This is a genomic window from Clostridium ljungdahlii DSM 13528 (assembly GCF_000143685.1).
Classification (GTDB): Bacteria; Bacillota; Clostridia; order Clostridiales; family Clostridiaceae; genus Clostridium_B; species Clostridium_B ljungdahlii.
Map to the genome: position 1 here is coordinate 4,578,770 of NC_014328.1, position 22,531 is coordinate 4,601,300.

20 protein-coding genes are annotated in these 22,531 nt (G+C 30.1%); 5 read left to right on the forward strand and 15 right to left on the reverse strand.

What is annotated here, in order from left to right; translation table 11 throughout:
- Positions 1-6: 6 nt before the first annotated feature.
- Positions 7-393, reverse strand: a complete 387-nt coding sequence (locus CLJU_RS20900; RefSeq protein WP_013240806.1) for a GtrA family protein — start codon at positions 391-393, stop codon at positions 7-9.
- A gap of 185 nt (positions 394-578) precedes the next feature.
- On the opposite strand from CLJU_RS20900, the gene CLJU_RS20905 reads away from it, so the two are divergent.
- A complete protein-coding gene (locus tag CLJU_RS20905) occupies positions 579-914 on the forward strand; it encodes a cupin domain-containing protein (RefSeq protein ID WP_013240807.1) in 336 nt (111 codons plus the stop codon).
- 6 nt (positions 915-920) lie between these two features.
- Here CLJU_RS20905 and CLJU_RS20910 read toward each other — a convergent pair whose 3' ends face one another.
- Positions 921-1,784: a LysR family transcriptional regulator gene (locus CLJU_RS20910; RefSeq protein WP_013240808.1), complete on the reverse strand. Its 864-nt coding sequence runs from the start codon at positions 1,782-1,784 to the stop codon at positions 921-923.
- Positions 1,785-1,940: 156 nt separating this feature from the next.
- Here CLJU_RS20910 and CLJU_RS20915 point away from each other — a divergent pair, with 156 nt between their 5' ends.
- Both CLJU_RS20915 and CLJU_RS20920 read left to right on the forward strand, forming a co-directional pair.
- The gene (locus CLJU_RS20915; protein ID WP_013240809.1) at positions 1,941-2,696 is read left to right on the forward strand and encodes a sulfite exporter TauE/SafE family protein; all 756 of its coding nucleotides are present in this window, start codon (positions 1,941-1,943) and stop codon (positions 2,694-2,696) included.
- A gap of 11 nt (positions 2,697-2,707) precedes the next feature.
- Positions 2,708-3,103, forward strand: coding sequence for a response regulator (locus CLJU_RS20920; RefSeq protein WP_013240810.1), 396 nt, complete (start codon positions 2,708-2,710; stop codon positions 3,101-3,103).
- A gap of 69 nt (positions 3,104-3,172) precedes the next feature.
- On the opposite strand, the gene CLJU_RS20925 is transcribed toward CLJU_RS20920, so the two are convergent.
- From CLJU_RS20925 to CLJU_RS20950, 6 genes are all read right to left on the reverse strand, one after another.
- On the reverse strand, positions 3,173-3,673 hold the full coding sequence (locus CLJU_RS20925) for a putative ABC transporter permease (protein WP_013240811.1): 501 nt from the start codon (positions 3,671-3,673) through the stop codon (positions 3,173-3,175).
- 216 nt (positions 3,674-3,889) lie between these two features.
- A complete protein-coding gene (locus CLJU_RS20930) occupies positions 3,890-5,983 on the reverse strand; it encodes a methyl-accepting chemotaxis protein (protein ID WP_013240812.1) in 2,094 nt (697 codons plus the stop codon).
- A gap of 168 nt (positions 5,984-6,151) precedes the next feature.
- Positions 6,152-7,249 (reverse strand): agmatine deiminase, encoded by a 1,098-nt coding sequence (gene aguA, locus CLJU_RS20935; protein ID WP_013240813.1) that lies wholly within the window; start codon positions 7,247-7,249, stop codon positions 6,152-6,154.
- A 41-nt stretch (positions 7,250-7,290) separates the two neighbouring features.
- A complete protein-coding gene (locus CLJU_RS20940; protein ID WP_013240814.1) occupies positions 7,291-8,670 on the reverse strand; it encodes an APC family permease in 1,380 nt (459 codons plus the stop codon).
- Positions 8,671-9,146: 476 nt separating this feature from the next.
- A complete protein-coding gene (locus CLJU_RS20945) occupies positions 9,147-10,484 on the reverse strand; it encodes a sigma-54 interaction domain-containing protein (RefSeq protein WP_013240815.1) in 1,338 nt (445 codons plus the stop codon).
- A gap of 151 nt (positions 10,485-10,635) precedes the next feature.
- Positions 10,636-11,973, reverse strand: coding sequence for a sigma-54 interaction domain-containing protein (locus tag CLJU_RS20950; RefSeq protein ID WP_013240816.1), 1,338 nt, complete (start codon positions 11,971-11,973; stop codon positions 10,636-10,638).
- 148 nt (positions 11,974-12,121) lie between these two features.
- Here CLJU_RS20950 and CLJU_RS20955 point away from each other — a divergent pair, with 148 nt between their 5' ends.
- Complete coding sequence (locus CLJU_RS20955; protein WP_013240817.1) at positions 12,122-12,991, forward strand: amidohydrolase family protein; 870 nt, start codon at positions 12,122-12,124, stop codon at positions 12,989-12,991.
- A 137-nt stretch (positions 12,992-13,128) separates the two neighbouring features.
- Positions 13,129-14,571 (forward strand): HAMP domain-containing protein, encoded by a 1,443-nt coding sequence (locus tag CLJU_RS20960; RefSeq protein WP_013240818.1) that lies wholly within the window; start codon positions 13,129-13,131, stop codon positions 14,569-14,571.
- Positions 14,572-14,668: 97 nt separating this feature from the next.
- On the opposite strand, the gene arcC is transcribed toward CLJU_RS20960, so the two are convergent.
- From arcC to rhaB, 7 genes are all read right to left on the reverse strand, one after another.
- A complete protein-coding gene (arcC, locus tag CLJU_RS20965) occupies positions 14,669-15,607 on the reverse strand; it encodes a carbamate kinase (protein ID WP_013240819.1) in 939 nt (312 codons plus the stop codon).
- 47 nt (positions 15,608-15,654) lie between these two features.
- Positions 15,655-16,671 carry a putrescine carbamoyltransferase gene (gene ptcA / locus CLJU_RS20970; protein WP_013240820.1) on the reverse strand — a complete coding sequence of 339 codons (1,017 nt, stop codon included), beginning with the start codon at positions 16,669-16,671 and terminating at the stop codon, positions 15,655-15,657.
- A gap of 463 nt (positions 16,672-17,134) precedes the next feature.
- Positions 17,135-17,449 carry an L-rhamnose mutarotase gene (gene rhaM / locus CLJU_RS20975; RefSeq protein ID WP_013240821.1) on the reverse strand — a complete coding sequence of 105 codons (315 nt, stop codon included), beginning with the start codon at positions 17,447-17,449 and terminating at the stop codon, positions 17,135-17,137.
- Between the two features lie 34 nt (positions 17,450-17,483).
- Entirely contained in the window at positions 17,484-18,749 is a 1,266-nt protein-coding gene (locus tag CLJU_RS20980) for an MFS transporter (protein ID WP_013240822.1), read from the reverse strand.
- A 108-nt stretch (positions 18,750-18,857) separates the two neighbouring features.
- Positions 18,858-19,700, reverse strand: coding sequence for a rhamnulose-1-phosphate aldolase (rhaD, locus tag CLJU_RS20985; RefSeq protein WP_029170184.1), 843 nt, complete (start codon positions 19,698-19,700; stop codon positions 18,858-18,860).
- Between the two features lie 9 nt (positions 19,701-19,709).
- Positions 19,710-20,969: an L-rhamnose isomerase gene (gene rhaA, locus CLJU_RS20990; RefSeq protein WP_013240824.1), complete on the reverse strand. Its 1,260-nt coding sequence runs from the start codon at positions 20,967-20,969 to the stop codon at positions 19,710-19,712.
- Between the two features lie 17 nt (positions 20,970-20,986).
- Complete coding sequence (rhaB, locus tag CLJU_RS20995) at positions 20,987-22,441, reverse strand: rhamnulokinase (protein WP_013240825.1); 1,455 nt, start codon at positions 22,439-22,441, stop codon at positions 20,987-20,989.
- Positions 22,442-22,531: the final 90 nt, after the last annotated feature.

Consider the following 22,531-nt stretch of genomic DNA (forward strand, 5'->3'; position numbering starts at 1 on the left):
ATATGTTCAAGAAAATGTCCATAACTTATTTAATATATAGTTAACTATTCCAGTAATAATAGTTGCTATCACCTGAGCTAATATTTCATTGATATATAAATTGTTGATCAGACAAAATAAAATTGCAGTACTAAAAATAAGTGAAATTAAATTTACAATAACAAATTTCGTAAGTAAAGCACTTACTCTCCCATCAGCTTTAAATACCCATATCTTATTTAAGACAAATCCATTGGCAACTCCAAAAATATACGCCATAGTGTTTGAAACTATATAATCAACATTAACCTTAATGAGTAAATTATAAATAACCAATGTTATAATCGTATTTAAAGTTCCTGAAGTAGCATATTTTATAAATTGTTTTTTTCTACCTAATAAACTTAGAATCATCTTATATCCCTACCATATTCATTATTGTTTAATTTTGAAACAAAATAAGTATTGATTATAGATGATTTTAGTCTATTAATCTTAATAATCCCTTAAAAAATAATTATTATATATGGTATCTTATGGTACGTATTTTTACCAAAAACAAGCTTATACTATAATTAAAATTTCTAGGAGGTAACATTATGAACAATTTAATGAGGAACATAGAATTTTCAAAAGTGCTTAATTTAAAAGATCTTATCTCTTATCAAGAAGGTCAGGTTATAAGCAAAACTATAGCACAAATTCCTACTTCAAATATTACTTTATTTTCACTAGACAAAGGTGAAGGTATAAGCACGCATGTGACTTCTGGCGATGCTATGGTTCAAATACTAGATGGCACAGCTGAAATTACAATAGGTGGTAATGTTTTTATTTTAAAATCAGGTGAAACTATAATAATGCCTTCTGACATCCCTCATGGACTAAAAGCTGTAGAAAAATTCAAAATGCTTTTAACAGTAGTAAAATATTAAATAATTTTACACCTTAAATGTTTTTAAAAAGTGTCTGGCTGCTGAAGACAAATATTGATTTTTCATCCATATTATAGCTGTCTGTGTTTCTACAGAAACTAGTTCAATTTTCTTATAATTCAAATTTGAATTGGGAATAAGTCCAATAGCAGCCTCAGGTACAATAGCTGTTCCTATTCCAGTACTTGCCCACAATAATATTGACCTGACATCATCTCCTCTGCAAATAATTTTAGGTTCAAATCCTTCCTTACGGCATGCCTTAACTATAAAATTTTCAAATCTCCTGTCTATTACTAGAGATTTATTTGCAAGCTCAGTCATCTCCATATAATTCTGTTTTTCATTCCAATTTAAACTGCTACTAGCAGCTACCATTGACTCCTTTGGTAAACATATAGATTCAAAAATTTCTCCATTAAATGGTGTTCGTATAATTCCAATTTCTATTATTCCACTCTTTAGTAAATCTAATATTCTATGAGTATCTCCATCCCATATTTGAAAATCAATGCCTGGATATTTTTTATAAAATTTCTGAATTCTATCTGGTAAAAGTGCTGCTCCTGAAGATGGTACTGTACCAATTGATAATGTTCCTTGGAGACCTTCATTTATATCTTTTAATTCTTTTTCAGTAGTTTCCATTAATTTTAACATTTGCTGGGCACGGTATTGTAATCTCTTGCCTACATCTGTTAATTGTATTTTGTGAGTATTTCTCTCTATAAGCTTAACACCCAACTCCTCCTCAAGTAATTTCAATTGATAGCTAAGTGGAGGTTGAGCCATATATAGCTTTTCAGCAGCTTTCGTTATATTTTTCTCTTTTGCAATTGCAAGAAAATATTTTAACTGTTTGATGTCCATATAAATAATCACTTCCCAAATTATAGTTATATTTTATTAATATAATTGTAATACTTTTTATATATTTTTTGTATGTAATCTTCTTTGTTATAATTACACATGAAAATTTAACCACATTACATTCATAAAATATTTATTTATATTAGGGGGATATCAATGACTAACAACCTAATTTTTTTATGTATAATATGCTTTTTTTCAGCTGTTGTAGATTCTATATCTGGAGGTGGTGGAATAATAAGTTTGCCAGCTTTTTTACTAATGGGAATTCCTCCTCACCTAGCATTAGGTACAAATAAATTTACTTCTTGCTGCTCAACATTATCCAGTCCAATTAAATTTACTCAATCTAAAAAGGTAGACTTTAAAATACTAAAGTATTTACTTCCTTTTAGTTTTATCGGGGCTACTTTAGGGGCAAATGTTGTACTTAGCATAAAATCACATTACCTTAATGTAATAGTGCTTATATTATTACTATTTGTAGGGTTGTACAGCTTATTTTCTAAAAATATAGGACTTGAAGATAAATTTAAGCATATATCACCAAAGAATATATGTTTAGGCATTATTCTTGCTTTATCTTTAGGATTTTACGATGGTTTTCTAGGTGCTGGTGTAGGTACTTTCTTAATTTTCGGACTTGTAAGCATATACAAATTTGATTTTGTAAGAGCCAGCGGAAATTGTAAAATAATGAACTTTATAGGGAATGTTGCTTCTGTACTCGTATTTGCAATAAGGGGAGAAATTAATTATAAGATAGGTATCCCCATCGCACTATGCATGATAATAGGTGCAAATCTTGGGACAAGGATCGCTTTAATGAAAGGTTCTAAACTCATAAAGCCTATTTTTATTACCATGTCTTTAACTGTAGCGGTTAAACTACTTTATAGTATGGTACTATAAAAGGTGATGCTATGAATTTTCTTATTGTAAGTAATAATAAAGAAGTTTATTGTCCATTAGCTGAAATTATTGAAAATAATGGCTTAGGTAAAATTATTCAAGGCAACCATTTGTTGAATTACGAAAAAGCAGATATACTTATTATGGAACTATCAAAGCCTGCTAACCGCAGCCTTGAAAGATTGTACAAATTAACTAATTTGTTTAGCGGCGAAATCATCATAGTTTCACAAATAAAGGATAAAGAAGTTATTGCCAAATCATATTCTCTTGGAATTGAATATTACATTGTTAAACCGATATATTCCTCTGAAGTAATAGAAATTCTAAAAAAAGTAATTAAACTTACACAATTTAAAAAATGTATAAAAAATGCTAAAAATATATTGAAGAATTTGAAATTTTGATTATATACAAAGCGAAAATTCTTTTCTACTATTGTATACACTAAGTTAAAAATCATATATAAATTTATTTTATTGCAACTTAACTAACTTTACAACGTAACTTAATAAGCTGGATGGTTTTTCTCCTTCATAAAAATAGTAAGATAAAACATCATCAAACCATATTACTACAATACTTAATACATACCAGTAAATACTGTTCTTTAAACATATTTGTCCCATAAAGTTAAATTTCTCTTGTGAATAGTCCCACAAATTGAAATGCAAATATAAGTTAAAAAATACTCCTGTAAGTAGTTCCACTATACAAATTAAAGAACCTCCCATTATAACCTGCTGCCACATTTTCAAATTATAATATTCAGGTCTATCATTCAAACTTCCAATTAATGCAGCACATAATCCTCCTATAGGAAACATCCAAAGGGAAGTCCATCCGCATAAACTCCATTTACAGATACCACTAAAACCTGTTAATGCACCACAGCATGCTCTGGAAATTATTTCTACATTTAAATAAATACTTCCAAATATAAAAAAATGGATTATCTTGTTCTTTTTATATTTCAAACAAAACACCTCTCATGTATAAGTCCATATACTAGTTTGTTCTATTTAATTTCTTATTATTACTTTTTGTGACACAAAAAAAACATCCCTAGCCTACTGTAAATATTGCTACAATAGACAAGTGGATGTTTCTATATTTAAAACCTGTAATTTTTCTCTGTCAAATTACATCCTAGCTTTACATTGAAAATTTTATAAAACTGGGAATTTAATCTTTTAAACAATTTTAAACCTCTGAACTATGCCATCTAAAGTTACTGCCAATGTATTTATTTTCTCTATAGATTCAACTATATTCTCAACAGCTGATTCTTGCTCCTCCATTATTGCTGCAACTTCTTCTGTTGATGATGATGACTTTTCTATTATTGCAGATATTTCTTCATTAGACCTAATCAAATGATCTTTGCCTTCATTAACCTCATTAATAGTACATTCTAAGTCTTCAATTTGAAGCATAGTATTAGAAATTGATTTACCGATAAATTGAAATGATTTCATGCATAATACCATTGACTTATTCACTTCCCTACCAGTAATTTTAGCTTCATCCATATTATCCTTATTTAAAGCTATTTCTTCTTGTATCTCGTTCAATATCTTGCCTATTTTACGAGTTTCATCAAGAGAACTATCTGCAAGTTTCTTAATTTCATCTGCAACAACTGCAAACCCCTTACCACTTTCTCCAGCCCTAGACGCCTCAATAGACGCATTTAAAGCTAAAAGATTTGTTTGCTCCGCAATAGAATTAATTGTAGACATAATTTCACCTATCAAATTTGATTTTTTGCATAACTTGTCTATATTACCGCCTAAATTTTTTGAGATCTTATCATTTTTGTTTAAATTCTCATTAAGTACTTCAATAGATTCACAACCTTGTGCCTGCATCTTTTTCATTTCTTCTGAATACTTTCCAAGATTAGAAATACTTAATACGGATTTTTCTATATTACTAGCAAGTAAATTTAGTTTGGAAAAGCTATTTTGTATTTTATCTACTTGTTCTCTAGTTCCTTTGGCTAGTTCATTAATAGTTTTCGTAATAACAGCAATAGAAGATGTTGTCTGTGATGAAGACACAGCCATACAATCCAAATATTGTACAATTTCTGTGGAATGTTGCTTTATCGTTTGGACTGTTTCTAATAGTTCCTTCCTAAGTAGCTCCAAACTGTTTCCCATAATACCTATTTCATTTTTATTAGATATTATAATATTTAAATTAGAACAATCATTTTTTGTTAAGTCTAACTTGGCCATTTTAGTAATAAAATCAGTTGCCACTTCTATTGGTTTAGATATTCTTTTTCCCATATATAACGCAGCAACTGTTGAAAATATTATTCCTATTATAATAGCTCCTAAAATTGTATATATTGTATTATCTAAACTCTTAAGTACTTCTTTATTAGGAACAATAAGCCCTACAATTTGCCCATTATATGCGGTATAATATGCAAATAACATTTTTTGCCCTTCAAAATTTATTTCAATAACCGATGACTTATTATTTTTTATTTTACTTATTACACTTTTATACTTTCCGCCATTCATAGTACCTAAATTATATTTAGATGTTATGCTTTTATCAACTATAAAAGTATAGTCGCTACTTAACAAAAATGCCCTGCCAGTATCATACACTCTTGTATTTAATATCAAGCTTTTTAGGCTCTCAAAAGACATATCTGCTCCTACTACCCCTACTAGTACATTATTAAGATATATAGGTGCAGTATATGATATCACATTTATGTTTCTTAAAGAATCAACATAGGGCTTAGACCATAGTCCTTTCCTTGATTTAATAGGATCATAATACCAGGACATCTTACTATCACCCTTTTTATAGTCTGCAAGTGTGTATAAATTTAATTTAATATTACCTTGATTTTTCACATTGTCATATTCATATCCTATATCATAAGTTTCATGTCCTCCTGTAAAATCTGGATCAAAATTCATATATAAATCTACTATATTTTTATTATTCTCACCTAAGCTTTTCATTAGTAGCCCTATATTATTTTCATATTCATTCATATAATTAGTATCATTTATCTTTGAAACATCCATACTCTGCAGAATTGCTTTTGACAATTCACTAACTGTGTTTTCCATTTTGGCAGGTTGTATAGAATACTCATTTCCTTTACTGGATGCTATATTCAACAGCTTGTCAATTGCTTCCGATTTAATTACCTGCGTTGATTTTATAACGCTGACACCACCTACTATAATAGCAACTAAAATAAAACAAACTACTATAGTAGAAACTATTTTTGTTATGATTTTATTCTTCAACTCGAAACCTTCCTCCTTAACGGACTAAGTTCATTTCATGTACTTTTTTAAATTAATACCCAGTGAAACTTTAAATTTAAATCATTCCACTGGGTCAATTTGAAAAGGTATTCTATTTTACATTTTCTCTACATTTGTGATTCTAGTATCATAAACTCTCAATACATTTTAAACTGCTGGCTGTTGTTGTGTAATGCAGTGAATATTTCCTCCACCATATACTACTTCTCGAGTATTAACTCCAACTGCCTTACGTTCTGGGAACATAGCTTGAACCTGTTTCAATGCTAATGCATCATTTTCATCTCCATACTGAGGAACAATAACTCCACCATTTACAATTAAGAAATTCATATATGAAGCAATGCAAATGTCTCCGTCTTCTCTTGGCATAGTTCCTTCAATGGCATCTATAGCAAAATCACCTGAAATTGTAACTGGTTTTTCTGGTAAACACAATTTGTGAACCTTTAATTTACGTCCCTTTGCATCTGTTGCTTCACATAAAGTTTTATATGCTGCCTGTGCCTCTTCGTAGAATGGATTTTTCTTATCGTCTGTATAAATACAAGCTACTTCTCCAGGGCGTATGAAACAAGCTACATCATCAATGTGTCCATTAGTTTCTTCTGGATCAATACCATCTTTAACCCAAATTACTTTTTCACAATTCAAGTAATCGCAAAGCTTTTTTTCTATTTCTTCTTTACTCATGTGAGGGTTACGACCTTCACTTAACAAACACATTTCAGTTGTTATTACTGTACCTTCTCCATCTATATGGATTGAACCTCCTTCTAATACAAAACCTGTAGTTCTGTATGTATCAATTCCTTCAATTTCACATACCTTACGTGCTACTAAGTCATCTTGGTCCCAAGGGAAATAAAGTCCATCTACAAGGCCACCCCATGCATTGAATTCCCAGTCACATCCTCTAATTCCACCCTTATCATTAATTACAAAAGAGGGACCGCAATCACGGATCCAAGAATCATTACTTGCTATTTCAACTACTCTAATTTCTGATGGTAATTGCTCACGGCAATTTGCATATTGTTCTTTAGAAACACACATAGTAACTGGTTCAAACTTATTGATAGCTTTTGCTACTTCAGCGTATGCTTTCTGTGCAGGTTTTGCTCCATCTCTCCAGTTATCTGGTCTTTCTGGCCATAACATCCAAGTCCTTGTATGTTTTTCAAATTCTCCAGGCATTCTGTATCCATCCTGTTTTGGTGTTGTTCCTTCAATTCTTTTTGTCATAATTATAACCCTCCTAATTTTAGATCAATATTTTATGTTAATTATTGGTTTTGCTTTACTAGTTCTTCATTTTTAATTTTTTTCACTCTTATAAAAATTTCTTCAACTACATAACCTATAATAGCTCCTATTGTAATTGGCAATTTTGATCCAATATCGTCTGCAGACAATGGTATAGCCGTCAAGATGATAGCTATTATAGCTATTGTCATTGGAGCATATGCAGCTAGTTTAATAACAAAATTACTTCCACCAACCTTAAATGGTCTTTCCTTATCAGAATCAATTTTACGAAGCTTTAAGAAAGCTGGAAACATTGGTATATAGCTTGATAAAAACATAACTAAATTTAAGGCAAAAAAGCTCCAAAATAAATCTTGATTAGGTATAAATGGTGCAATTACAACAACAACAGTTGCAACAATACCATTCATTATAGATACTCCTATAGGCATACCATTTTTTTTACTTTTTCCAATAAATACTTTTGGCATATTTCCATCTTCTGCCGCATATTGAACTACATTATTAACACCTAATGACCATGAAATCATATTTCCAAACAATGTAAGCATAAATATAAAAGCCATAACTCCAATAAACATCCCAGTTTTTTGGCCCGTCAATATCTGAAGAGCATCAATCATTCCACTGCTTGTACTAATTTGAGATGTAGGTATTGCAGCACTAATACCAAAACTTGAAAATATATAAATTGCAGCTATAACAATACCACCGATAATAATTGCCTGTGGAATTTGCTTTTTTGGGTTTTCCATGCTATCTGTAAAAGTACATACAACTTCAAATCCCAGCATATTAAATATTATTACTGAAATAAGTGATATACTCTTCATATCCAAAGTTGGTAAAAAGGACCTTACTGTAAATGCATTAGCCACACCATGTGTCATAGCGCCATAAATTCCTAGGCCTCCAAGTGTGAGTGCCAAAAGCATTTTTAGAACTGCTGCTCCATTAAGAATCCATACACTATCACTTACTGGATAAAAACTAATAAATACAACAATCCAAATAAATGCAAGTTCTATTATAATTGTTGGCAATGTTGGTATTGAAGCCCCTGTAATTATTTGTAAAATTTGAGGTATCATAACGGCCAAAGAAGCCATCCACAGTGGGAAATTAAGCCAGTAATACCAAGCTGTCCTAGATGCCATTCTATTTCCAAAAGCTCTCTTTACCCAATCATACATACCTCCTTGTCCCTCATAAGTCGTACCAAGTTCTACTGCTATTAATCCATAAGGTAATAAAAATGCCACTATAAGTAATATCCACCAAAAAAACTGCTGATTTCCAATTGCAGCTACAGGAGCAGCTGCTTCTGCTACAAATACTACACATATAACTGTTAAAATGACATCAAACATCCTAAACTTTTTTTTATCACTATCCATTTTAAATTTCTCCTTTCCTACTTTAATTTTCTCTTCACTTCTTGTTCTTATAAATTGTTTACATATTGTCTTACATAACCTTTATTCATTACACTACATTCCGGAAATAGCATAATCTAGATTATCTTTAGGTCCTAAATTTTATTTTTCATATTACTACATTTAAATGTTTACAATATTTTTATTAAGCAATCTTCGTGCCAATAAAAAAAGGCTTGAATCGCGCCAATTCAAGCCTTTTTTTTATACTAATTTAAAAAATCATGTCAAAGTGACATAAAAATATATAAACACCGTATTATATCTAGGTTTCTGGATTTAAAAATGCATTTCATATTGAAATATATGATAAAACTATATACTTTAAATATAAAATGAAACGTAATCTAATTGTATTTTACTGTACAAAAAATTAAAATTAGCATGTTATTATATTTTTCATACTAATTTTAAATATAATAACATACTAATCTTTATCAAGAAATATTAATCATGTCGGGGGGCTCGAGATGATATTTAGCAATTTTTCTATAAACTGATGACCTGCTTATTCCAAGAGCCTCTGCAACTCTAATCTTTCCAGCTTCATCCCATCCAAACCAATCTAGTGTTTTTCTAAGCACCTCCTTCTCCATTTCCTCAATTGGCACAATACCCTCTGGCTTTATTCTTACTTCATTTTCTCCTATAAATTCATTTGGCAAACTTGCCTCAGTTATATACTTGCTGTTTTCAAAATTCATCGCATATTCAATTACATTTCTAAGTTCCCTTACATTACCCTCCCACTTATGAATATTAAATAATTTTTTAACTTTAGGACTTAAGCCAATTATATTTTTTTTAAACACCTTACAATACTTTTCAATTAAATAATCACTTATGAGAAAAATATCATCTTTTCTTTCTATCAAGCTGGGAATCTTAAAGCATATTACATTTAATCTATAATATAGATCCTTTCTGAATTTACCTTCCTCTACCATCTTTTTAAGCTCTATATTTGTTGCCCCTATTATTCTAACGTTTACACCGACTTCTTTATTTGAACCTATTTTGCATATTTTCCTGTCTTCTATAGCTCTTAATATTTTATTTTGCATAAACTGGCTCATATTTTCTATTTCATCTAAAAAAATTGTTCCTCCATCAGCTTCTTCAAACTTTCCAACTTTTCCATTGGAGTTTGCACCTGTAAAGGCTCCCTTTTCATAACCAAAGAGTTCACTCTCAAGAAGTGAATCAGGTATAGCACCACAGTTAACTACTATAAACTTCTTATTCCTCCTTGGTGAAATATCATGAATAGCTTTTGCAAACAGTTCTTTTCCCGTACCTGTCTGTCCCAATAAAAGAATGGTAGAATCGTATCTCCCAACTATTTTAACTTTTTCCTTGAGATTTAACATAACATCACTCTCACCAATAATTCTAGAAAGATACTTTCTTTCTTTACTATTTCCTGCATTTGCTTTTTTCTCAACAGTGCATAAAATATACTTTATTTTTTTTTCTTCTGTTAGATGTTTAATTGTATATGTAATACTGTCTTCTAGGTCAGTTAACTTCACTTCTTTATTTTTTTCGTCATCTTTATAAAAATCCTTTTCTATATCATCTATAAACTTTTCAATTTTGCTCATATCACTATAAGTATCAAAAACATTTCCGCATTTTTCATTGAAGTAAGCTGCATTTTTAATTAGATCAAAAAATATTACGCCTCTATCATACATATCCATGATATTAATATACTTATCAAGAATACTGTTATCAAAAGTATTTTTTTTATCATAATATTTTAAAGTAAACATATACAACATCCCTTTTTAACTTAATTTTTAATTTATAAACTTATAATACTTTTTATAAGCAACATTTATACCAAATAAAAAAGCCCTATAAATATATGATTTATAAGGCTTTTCATTATATTAAATTATAAATTCATCTCAATTTGACATATCAATTTGAAATATCGTTTACACTATATTCAAGACCATACTTTATAACTTTTCTGTAAACTGATGATCTGCTTATTCCAAGAGCTTCTGCAGCTTTAATCTTTCCGGCTTCATCCCACCCAAACCAGTCTAATGTTTTTCTAAGTATTTCTTTTTCCATTTCCTCAATTGATATAATATCTTTTGGCTCTATTTTTACTTCATTTTCTCCTATAAATTCATCTGGCAAACTTGCCTCAGTTATATACTTGCTGTTTTCAAAATTCATCGCATATTCAATTACATTTCTAAGTTCCCTTACATTACCCTCCCACTTATGAATATTAAATAACTTTTTAACTTTAGGACTTAAGCCAATTATATTTTTTTTAAACACCTTACAATACTTTTCAATTAAATAATCACTTATGAGAAAAATATCATCTTTTCTTTCTATCAAGCTGGGAATCTTAAAGCATATTACATTTAATCTATAATATAGATCCTTTCTGAATTTACCTTCCTCTACCATCTTTTTAAGCTCTATATTTGTTGCCCCTATTATTCTAACGTTTACACCGACTTCTTTATTTGAACCTATTTTGCATATTTTCCTGTCTTCTATAGCTCTTAATATTTTATTTTGCATAAACTGGCTCATATTTTCTATTTCATCTAAAAAAATTGTTCCTCCATCAGCTTCTTCAAACTTTCCAACTTTTCCATTGGAGTTTGCACCTGTAAAGGCTCCCTTTTCATAACCAAAGAGTTCACTCTCAAGAAGTGAATCAGGTATAGCACCACAGTTAACTACTATAAACTTCTTATTCCTCCTTGGTGAAATATCATGAATAGCTTTTGCAAACAGTTCTTTTCCCGTACCTGTCTGTCCCAATAAAAGAATGGTAGAATCGTATCTTCCAACTATTTTAACTTTCGCCTTGAGATTTAACATGACATCGCTTTCACCAATGATTTTAGAAATATAATTACTTTTTCTGATGTTTCTTTTATTAGATTTCATTTCAATAGTACATAAAACATATTTTACTTTTTTTTCTTCTATTAAATGCTTAATCGTATATGTAATATCAGTTTCTAAACCTATCAAATTTACTTCTTTATTTTCTCTATCATCTTCATAAAAATCTTTTTCTATACCATTTATAAACTTTCCAATTTCGCTCATACCACTATTAGTATTAAAAATATTTCTGCATTTTTCATTGAAGTAAGCTGTATTTTTGATTAAATCAAAAAATATTACGCCTTTATCATACATATTCATAATATTGATATATTTATCAAGAATACTGTTATTGAAAGCATTTTTTTCATCATAATACTTCAAAATGAACATATACAATCACTCTTTTCTTCTAATTAGCTTTATAATATCATAATTTTCTACAAATTTCTACAAACATTAAAATTCACTTTTAATTATACTTTACTTAATCATTTGGTATAGTTTATGCTTTATTATTTAATTTGAAGGAGTGATTTAAATGAAAATAATTGATTCACATTTACATTTTTCAAATATTAATAGTTTTAAAGAAACAGCCTTAAACTTATCAAACGTAAACTACTCCAGTACAGGATTAAAGGAGGAATTTCAAAAAAGCCACGTAATCATTGGCATAGGTATGGGATTAACAGAAAAAGAAATTGGAGGATTTCCAGATTTAAATTCTGATAATCCTATGGATTTAGATCTTGAAGAAAAAATACCCGATAATCTAGTTTACTGTTTAGGAATTAATCCACAAAAATTAAATGATGAAGAACTATCAAAAATTGAAAAAAGAATTAAAAATAGTAAAGTAGTAGGATTAAAAATTTATCCGGGATATTATCCTTATTATGTTTGGGACAAAATATACGACCCTATATATAAATTAGCTTCATCTTATAAAATACCAGTTGTCATCCATGGCGGTGACCCATATTCAAGCAAAGCCCTTGTAAAATATTCTCATCCAATACACATAGATGAACTTGCAGTAAGCCATAGAAATATAAATTTTGTTATTGCTCACTTTGGAAACCCCTGGATAATGAGTGCTGCTGAAGTGATATATAAAAATTCCAATGTTTACACTGATCTTTCAGGACTTCTAGTAGGCAATCAAAATGATATTGAGGCATTTAAAAATGACCAGTATTTTATCCAGCATATTCAAAGAGGAATTACATTTATTAAAGTTATTCCAAATTGGTACGAAAAATTTCTATTTGGAACAGACTGGCCGTTGGTACCTATAAAAAATTATGTTGAACTTATAAAGTCCCTTTTTGATGAAAAATTTTATGATTATATTTTTTATAAAAATGCTTTAAAAGTATTTCCTAGATTGAATAGCTTTTTTAAGTAAATGTTATGAGTATTTAACTCATAACATTTACCTATTCTATTCTCAATGGGACTATATTCTTATTGAAAATAACTACATTTAACATTATTATAAGAGTATCACAATATTAAATACACTAGAAGATCCGGAGGGATAGAATGAAAAAATCGAAGCTTAAATCTGACAAAGTAATAACATTTTATGAATACATAATAAAAAGATTCTTATTTATAATAATTTTATGTGTAGCATTAACATCAGTAATTTATTATGTATATTGTACAAATATAATGATAAATGATACAAAAGATGCCCTAAAAAAAGTTGCAGTAGCATCTCAGTATATTATAAATGGAGACGAACACGAAAAAATAACTACTGATACCTCACAGCAATATAAAGATATGTGTAATATTCTTACAGATTTTAGACGTAAAAGTAATGTGTCTGATGTATATACTATGATAAAATCAGATAACTCACATACAAAGTTTGTACTTGCTTCCTATGATGCACAATCAACCTTTATGAAAGACTATATGTTTAATGATAAAATGAAGTCCGCATACTACAATGGAAAAATTACAGTTTTAGATACTCCTATTACTGACCTTGAGGGCACATTTTATTCAGCATATGCTCCTCTTTATAATTCCAAGGGAAAAGTAGTAGCTTTAATCGGAGTAGATATATCAGCACAGCAAATAATAAATTTAAAACATAAAATATTTATAACATTTATTTTATTGTTTTTACTAACCTGTTTAATTGGAATATTTATTAGTTATTTCTCTGTTAAACCTATAAATAAGGTTATAAAATCATTGAATGGACTTGTATTAAAAGTTTCAAAGGGTGATTTCTCCTCAGACTTTGATGAATCTATTATTAAAATCAAGGAGATAAAAGATTTTACTCATACTATTAACACTATGAATAAGAACATAAGCTTTCTAATAAAAATAGTTTCTGAAAATTCCAGAGAAATTGAATTAAAAGCAGAGAAATTGAACTCTTTAGTAGATAAAGTAAATTTATCTGCTCAAGTAATTACATCAATAGTTGAGGAAATGGTTTATACCTATGAAAACATAAGAAATTTTACTATAGAAACTATAAGAAAAAATAAAAATAATTATACAACAAACCTTGAAAAAACTTATACTGGTTTTAAAAACTTAGTTGACAATTTCAATGAAGAAATTAGAAAAGTTACTGACAATTTTAATAAGCTGAAACTTGTATGCTTAAATAATACAAAAAGCCCTGATACAAAACTTATTAAAAAGTATATGGATAATCTTGATAACGAATTAGAAGAGATAAATAGTATGTTTAATCTGTCATTAGATATTTTACATGAACTAAATGCCAATGATATAAGAAATAATAAATTATCGGAAAACGAACTATTTAATTATAACAATAAAATAATTGAAAAGTTTGACAAAGTCAACAGTGCTAATGTTTACATATCTGATGGCATAAACGATCAGGCAAAAGCAATTGAGGGAATCCTCGAAGAAATAGTAAATTTAAAAGAGATTTCAAATAATTTAAATAAGAACCTTAAAAAGATTAACTACTATAAGAAAAACTAATAATTATATTTAGGCAGTATTAAAAAGTACCATATAAATTTCCAACCTGGAATTTTATATGGTACTTTTAATCTAGCAAATGTTTTAATAGATCTTATTACAAAGTAATTACTGTACCACTAAGGCCTTTCATAGCAAGTGGTGCCTTTTCTAAAGAAGCAATTACTGATTTTCTCCCGGCTTTACTAGTGGCAAACTGAACTGCAGCCTCTACCTTAGGCAGCATACTTCCTGGTGCAAAATGGCCTTCACTAGCTAAATTTTTTGCCTCTTCTACGGATATTTCTTTTAGCTCCTTCTGATTTGGCTTTCCATAATTGATAGCAACACGATCAACTGCTGTTAAAATAAACAGATAATCTGCATCTACAAGTTCTGCCAATTTCGCAGAACCAAAATCTTTATCGACAACTGCTGGAATTCCTTCATAATCACCATTATCATTTAAGACAACAGGAATACCACCGCCGCCACAAGCAATTACTATAAATTCGTGGTCAAGCAAGTTTAATATAGAATCCTTTTCTACAATATCAACTGGCTTAGGGGATGCAACCATCTGCCTGTAACCCCTGCCTGCATCTTCTTTCATTACTAATTTAGGGTCTTCTTCCATCATCTTTAATGCTTCTTCTTTTGAATAAAATCCTCCAATTGGTTTTGTAGGACATTTAAAAGCATTGTCATTCTTATCTACTAACATTTGTGTTACTACAGTTGCCACATGCCATGGCATTCCCTGCTTCTTTAGTTCTTTTTTTAACCCCTTTTGCAAATGATACCCTATATATCCCTGACTCATAGCCGTACACTCTGGTAGCTCAAACTTTGCAACTTTATCATTATTAGCTGAAGCAATATCAAGTGCCAGACTAATCATTCCTACTTGAGGGCCGTTGCCATGACTTATAATTATTTCATGCCCCTGTTTGATTAATCCAATTAAAGATGGAGCTGCATTATCTATCATTTTTTGTTGTTCTATTGGAGTTTTTCCTAAAGCGTTTCCCCCAAGGGCAATTACAATTCTTGACATATTTTTTCTCCTTTATTTGTACAAATTTCTATAGATAATTATTCCTACTAGCCAATAGAATTTAGAACTACTTCCAATTCAGCTCTAGCCTTCATTTGTGCAACTTTATCTTCTTTTTTTGCATTTTGGTTTAAGAAATATACAAGTAATCCTCTCATAGCTGTCAATCTGTTTTCGCCTTCATCAAACACGATAGAATAATCAGCATCTATTACTTCATCTACTACCTCTTCTCCTCTTGTTGCAGGTAGACAATGCATAAATTTTACATTAGGGCTTGCTTTTGCCATCATCTCTTTAGTTACTTGATATTTAGGATAGAATATTGCCATTCTGTCTTCTTTAGAAAGTTCAGCATCATATAAACCATACCAAACATCAGTATAAACAAAATCTGCATCCTTTAATGCTTCATCTTCATTATCTGTAATCAATAATGAACCACCAGATACTTTACAATTCTCTTCTCCAATCTTAGTAAGTTCTTTCTTTAATTGATAACCTTTTGGTCCATATTGAACGAAATGCATTCCTAATTTAGTTGTAATAAACATTAAGGAAGCACATACCTGAGTAGCATCTCCTACAAATACAACTTTACAATCTTCTAATTTCTTTCCTTCTGGTAAATGTTCTGTCATAGTACAAATGTCTCCCATTTCCTGGGTTGGATGGTTGTAATCAGACATACCATTAATTACTGGTACTGTAGCATTTTTTGCAAGATCAACTACACTCTTATGTCTGTCTACACGTGCCATAAGAATATCTACTAATCTAGATAAAACACGGCTTGTATCCTCGATAGTTTCATGTCCTCCCAATTGAATCTGACCTGGAGCTAAATACTGGGCATGTCCACCAAGTTGTTCCATTGCTGTCTCAAAAGATACCCTTGTTCTAGTTGAACTCTGTTGAAAGATCATTCCTAATGTTTTATGTTTAAGTAACTGTGGATAATATCCATTCTTGATACATCTTTTCAACTTTAAGGATAAGTTAATAATATCCATCAATTCTTCCTTTGTAAAATCATTTGTGTCTATAAAATCTTTTACTGCCATTTTTTCTTCCTCCTAAAAATTAATGTTTTGTTATGAATTTTTTATTACTACTTGTAAAAGTTTTCTCACATAACTATTTAGCAATATCCATGCCAAAAATTAATTATAAGGAAATGGCTATTTTACTGAAATACCATACTTGAAATATTAAATAATTTATTTCAATTTGGGATATGTCACAAAAATTTACTGTGTTTAAATCAGTTTCTATATTTCAAAATGACATATACCTTTTATATATTAGAAATTGTACGCAAGTTTATTTGACATAACAAGAAAATCTATATCAAGTAAAAACTTTTTCGTGTTATTAAAAATAATTAAAACATATTTAAAGATTTCATAAAGTTAAACTTCTATTATGAATAGCCTCACAAGCTAAAATGCTCCTTGTAAATAATTTCACTATACAAAAATAAAGCCTAGAATAACTTTTATGCTATCTAGGCTCAAAATATCACATTTAAGGTAAATAAAATATTTTCTTCAAATCTACACTTTTAGGACTGTTATCTTCATTAGTTTCCATTATATCTTTCATATACTTCCACCACTTTTGACAAATCTCAGTATTTGCCATTTCATTGTATGATTTTTCATCTCTAGCTTCAACATATGAAAACAAATATCCTGTTTCCTCATCTAAAAATATAGAATAATTATCATAGCCATGCTTTTTTAATTCTTCTTTCATTTCAAGCCATATTTCATCATGCCTTTTTTTATATTCATCATAACAATTCTTATATAACTTCATTTTACAAACTTTTCTAATCATATAACAATCCCCCACCTATAATATTTACATTATACTATATAGACATATTCATTTCTTTTTCAATTTGTTTTAAGCTCTTACCAGATGTCTTAGGGGCAAATACTATGCCAACTATCATACTTACTAATAAGAAAGCAGTCATGGTTAAAGCTAATCCCTGAAATCCCAATGTTGCTAATGTTGGTACGAAGAAACTCCAAAATCCAAGTCCAATACGTACAATTGAGAACATAATTCCCTGTGCTGTAGATCTAAATCTTGTAGGGAAAAGTTCACTTGACCATAATTGAAAAAATGGCTGCTGTGCCATACCCTGTCCAATGCCCCAAAGTATAACGTATGATAGAGAAATAACAAAATTTAATTTGAAGAATGCAAACAACGCCATAGAGGTAACGTTTACTATAGCCCCTATAAAAAATGTCCACTTTCTACCTTTGGAACTATCGCTAAAACGCATAAATATAGTTACTGTTGTAAATACAGATATTGCAAATTCCAGACATTGAAGTCCCACACTAGTTGCTTGGGATTGGGATCCAAAATTTTGAAGAATATATGGTAAGAAAAATCCTCCAGTTCCTGCTACCAAATTCCACAATCCATACATAGCTACAAGAAAAATAATTGACTTTAAATTTTGACCTTTAAATAAGCTGGATACACTAACTTTTTCACTTTTATCTATGTTCTTTAACTTTTTCTGTTCTTCTTCCCATGTCTGAGATTCTGACATATCATGACGCATTAACCATGTTATAAATGCTATTACTATAAGATGTAAAAATACTATTCTAGCTCCCCATATACCCAAAGGAGTTAATATAAATGATAAAGCTAATGTGCAAACAGGTCCAAGTGACCACAAAGCTTGTGCCAAACCTCCATGTTTTCCTCTTGAATCTGCGGGTGCCTGCTCTGCAATTAATGTCCATGATGCTGGTATATCTGCTCCAACAGCCAATCCAGCCACTATATATCCCAAAAACAACATCCATGGTTTTACAGCACAAACCAATATAAACATACCTATTATATATACTAAAAGATCATAAGCATATATCTTTTTTCTTCCAAACTTATCGCAGATTCTTCCTCCTATAAGTGCTCCTACCCCGGCAGATATTGCATTAGAACTTATAGCTCCTAATAGTCCAACAGTTGTATTACTCAAGTGAAATTGGGCTGCCCAAAGAGTCAATGCACTTGCGCCAGATACAATAGAGCCTGAATCCAAGTAATTAGCCAAAGCTGCTGATATGGTCCATCTCCAGTGTTTTCTTTTTTCAGAAACTTCCATTACATAACATCCTCCCCGTTTATTAAAATTATTGATTATTACACTTTCATGAGAACATCTTCCAAAATAAAATATGTTCTCATGAAATAATTTTTCTAAAAAACGTTTTTATTTTAATATTCCATCTCTCACGATAACTTTAAATTCCCTTGCAAGCTCTTTTAACTGTTCGTCAGTTAATTCTTGTTTAATCTGACCACATGAATGAACTTTAACGTAAACTTCTGCTGCCTTTTCTACAGTTTCAATTAGTCCAAAAGCTTCATCTACAGTAGAACCTGTCCCAAATATGCCATGATAAGGCCATATAACTAGACGATATTCTTTCATTTTTTCAGCAGTTTTTCTTCCTATTTCATCACTTCCGGGCACCATCCACGGTAATATACCAACACCATCTGGGAATACAACAAGACACTCCGTACACATTTTCCATAATGTTTTAGTAAAAGTTGCTTCATCCAATTCATGAACAAATGTCATAGTTATAACATTTGTAGCATGTGTATGTATAACTACTCTATGATTTTTGTCAATTTTCAACCTTTCTATATGACTCATAAAATGGGCTGGCAGCTCACTTGTAGGACTTGATCCATCCTCATATCCCCAAAGAACGTATATACTATTTCCATTCTCTGAAACCTTTACTATTCCCAAATTTGTTTCTGGAGAATCAATCACATTTTTAAAATACTTACCTGTTCCTGTAACTAAAAATATCTTGTTTGCCAATTCTTTTACCGGGAAAGATAATTTGATTTCCCTTGTGAATTTATTTGTATCAATATATTTACTTACTTCATCATCATAAAGCAAATAGCTTATATTTCCTCCATTTCGTTCATCCCATCCCATTCTCCACATATTATAAGTAACTTTCATCATTTCTTTTAAAAATGGAGCTTCTAATATTTTATTATTACAGCATTTGTTATCCAATGTAATCATTCCTTTCAACTATTTCCTCTTAACTAATACATCCTTTTCATATTGTTTTACTTCATCAAACCATTCTTCACGTACAGGGACATCCATTTTTTCACAGTAATAATCCCATACATCGGAAAATGGATATGATTTAAATTCCTCTAATAACACAATTCTTGAAGTATAATCTTTTTCTAATTCCAATTTCTTTAATAATTCTGTAGGTTCCAGCATAGCCTTAAGCAGTGCCTTTATCATATTTCTTGCTCCAATAACCCATGCTGCTATACGATTTACGCTTCCATCAAAGAAATCCAATCCTATATGAGTTCTCTTTATTAAATCATTTCTAACAAGTTCATGAGCAATTTCTTCAAGTTCATCACTCATTATAACTATATGGTCACTATCCCATCTAACTGGTCTGCTTACATGTAATAACAGTTCATCAGTAAACATCAAAACTGATGATATTTTATTTGAGATAGTTTCTGTTGGGTGAAAATGTCCAGCATCCAGGCATATTGCCTTGTTATTTTTAATTGCGTATCCCATATAAAATTCATGAGAACCAACTACATAACTTTCTGATCCTATCCCAAATACTTTACTTTCAACTGCATCCAAATTGTATTTTTCATCTACGTTCTGAGAAAATATTTCATCTAAAGAATCCTTCAATCTCTTTCTCGGTTCCAACCTATCTATTGGAGTATCCTTATATCCGTCTGGCACCCAAATATTAGTTACACATTTTTGTCCAAGTTCTTTTCCAAAATACTCTCCTATTTTCCTGCATGCCATACAATGTTTTATCCAAAAATCTCGAATTTTTTTATCAGGATTACTTAGTGTAAATCCATCTTCAGATTTTGGATGAGAAAAACATGTGGGATTAAAATCGAGTCCCAGTCCATTTTCTTTAGCCCATTTAACCCAGCTTTCAAAATGCTTGGGTTCTAATTCATCTAGTTCAACTTTTTCATGGGTGTCTGCATATATTGCATGCAAATTTACCTTATGCTTTCCAGGAATTAATGCAAGTGCCTTTTCTATATCATTTCTAAGTTCTAATACGTTTCTAGCTGCTCCAGGATAATTTCCTGTAACTGATATTCCTCCAGTTAATTCTTGGTCTTTGTTTAAAAATCCTCTGACATCATCTCCTTGCCAACAGTGCAGCGATATTTTTATTTTGGATAGCTTGTCCAAAACCTTATCCACATCAATGTCATATTTACCATATAATTTTCTAGCCTCACTATATCTCGTTAATATACTCTGATTCATATTCTTACCTCCATAAATTATTTTAAAATACACAATTTTAAGAATTTTTCATATATACCACTTAAATTTTTAACTTTACAAGGATTATATTCATCTATCTTAAAAGATTGCCTAACTAATTTTCTGGCTTCGGTAATATTTTGAATTTCAAAACTTGATATCATTTGGACTATTATGTTTCCAAGTGCCGTCGATTCCACCGGACCTGCTATTACCTCTCTCTCTATAACATCTGAGGTCGTCTGGCACAAAAGCTTATTTTGCACTCCACCACCAACTATATTCAAAGTATTAATTTTATTTCCGGTTACTTCTTCCAGCTCTTCAATCGATCTTCTATAAGTAAGAGCTAAACTGTCGAAAATACACCTTGATATCTCACCTGCAGTATGAGGAACATTTTGTTCACTTTCTTTACAATACCTCTGAATTTCCTCTATCATGTTTTCAGGTTTTATAAATCTACAATCATTACAATTTATAATATATTTAAAAGCTTGCACTTTAAGAGCTTCGTCAACCAATTCCGAAAAACTGTATTTGTTATTATAATTTCTACGCACCTCCTGTATTAACCACAACCCAATTATATTTTTCAAAAATCTGTAGGTGCTAAAGGCTCCTCTTTCATTTGTATAATTATTTTCAAATGCAGCTTTATTATTTATCGGCTTATTCATTTCTACGCCAAGCAAAGACCAGGTTCCACTACTTAAATAAGCAAAATTTTTATCACATCCTGGTACTCCAAGGACTGCCGATCCTGTATCATGCGTTGCAACCGATATAAGTGTACATTCTGGAAGGTTATACTTCTCTTTTAAACTTTGTTTTATACTGCCAACATTTTGTCCAGGCTGAATTAGTTTTGCAAATTGGCTTCTTTTAAGCCCTAAAATATTTAATAAGTCCCCATCATATTCTTTGGTCTCCAAATTCAATAATTGTGTTGTTGAGGCATTTGTAAGCTCATTTATATAATTTCCCGTAAGTAAATAGTATAAATAGTCTGGAATTAATAATATTTTTTCCACCTGTTTGAGTTCATCTTTATTATGTACATAAAGTTGATACAGTGTATTAAAATTTAAAAATTGAATCCCCGTTTTTTTATATATTTCTTCAAGTGACATGAATTTTGAAAATTCCTCTATAGCATTTTTTGTTCTTTCATCCCTATAAGAATAAACTTTTGATATTCTATTTCCATGTTTGTCAAGTAAAACATAATCAACTGCCCAGGTATCTATTCCTAATGTACATTTATCTATTCCTAACTTAGCAGCTTTTTGAAGTCCTATTATTATATTGTTATATAAATTATTTATATTCCAAAAATACTCTCCATCTTTTCTTATAATTTTATTTTCAAATCTGTGGATCTCTTCAATGACTATTTTACTATTTACCATTTTTCCTAATACTAAACGTCCACTAGATGCCCCTATATCTACTGCTATGTGAAATCTCATCTTATTTAACACCTCTTTTTAGAACTCCCAATAATTAAATGTTTTGTACTCGTTTACATACATATTATATATTTGTCAGTGTTTGTTGTC

Coding starts and splice junctions, on each gene's coding strand:
- CLJU_RS20900 (WP_013240806.1), bottom strand. CDS start 393: ATGATTCTAAGTTTATTAGGTAGAAAAAAACAATTTATAAAATATGCT.
- CLJU_RS20905 (WP_013240807.1), top strand. CDS start 579: ATGAACAATTTAATGAGGAACATAGAATTTTCAAAAGTGCTTAATTTA.
- CLJU_RS20910 (WP_013240808.1), bottom strand. CDS start 1,784: ATGGACATCAAACAGTTAAAATATTTTCTTGCAATTGCAAAAGAGAAA.
- CLJU_RS20915 (WP_013240809.1), top strand. CDS start 1,941: ATGACTAACAACCTAATTTTTTTATGTATAATATGCTTTTTTTCAGCT.
- CLJU_RS20920 (WP_013240810.1), top strand. CDS start 2,708: ATGAATTTTCTTATTGTAAGTAATAATAAAGAAGTTTATTGTCCATTA.
- aguA (WP_013240813.1), bottom strand. CDS start 7,249: ATGACAAAAAGAATTGAAGGAACAACACCAAAACAGGATGGATACAGA.
- CLJU_RS20940 (WP_013240814.1), bottom strand. CDS start 8,670: ATGGATAGTGATAAAAAAAAGTTTAGGATGTTTGATGTCATTTTAACA.
- CLJU_RS20945 (WP_013240815.1), bottom strand. CDS start 10,484: ATGTTTACTTTAAAATATTATGATAAAAAAAATACTTTTGATAACAGT.
- CLJU_RS20950 (WP_013240816.1), bottom strand. CDS start 11,973: ATGTTCATTTTGAAGTATTATGATGAAAAAAATGCTTTCAATAACAGT.
- CLJU_RS20955 (WP_013240817.1), top strand. CDS start 12,122: ATGAAAATAATTGATTCACATTTACATTTTTCAAATATTAATAGTTTT.
- CLJU_RS20960 (WP_013240818.1), top strand. CDS start 13,129: ATGAAAAAATCGAAGCTTAAATCTGACAAAGTAATAACATTTTATGAA.
- arcC (WP_013240819.1), bottom strand. CDS start 15,607: ATGTCAAGAATTGTAATTGCCCTTGGGGGAAACGCTTTAGGAAAAACT.
- ptcA (WP_013240820.1), bottom strand. CDS start 16,671: ATGGCAGTAAAAGATTTTATAGACACAAATGATTTTACAAAGGAAGAA.
- rhaM (WP_013240821.1), bottom strand. CDS start 17,449: ATGATTAGAAAAGTTTGTAAAATGAAGTTATATAAGAATTGTTATGAT.
- CLJU_RS20980 (WP_013240822.1), bottom strand. CDS start 18,749: ATGGAAGTTTCTGAAAAAAGAAAACACTGGAGATGGACCATATCAGCA.
- rhaD (WP_029170184.1), bottom strand. CDS start 19,700: ATGATTACATTGGATAACAAATGCTGTAATAATAAAATATTAGAAGCT.
- rhaA (WP_013240824.1), bottom strand. CDS start 20,969: ATGAATCAGAGTATATTAACGAGATATAGTGAGGCTAGAAAATTATAT.
- rhaB (WP_013240825.1), bottom strand. CDS start 22,441: ATGAGATTTCACATAGCAGTAGATATAGGGGCATCTAGTGGACGTTTA.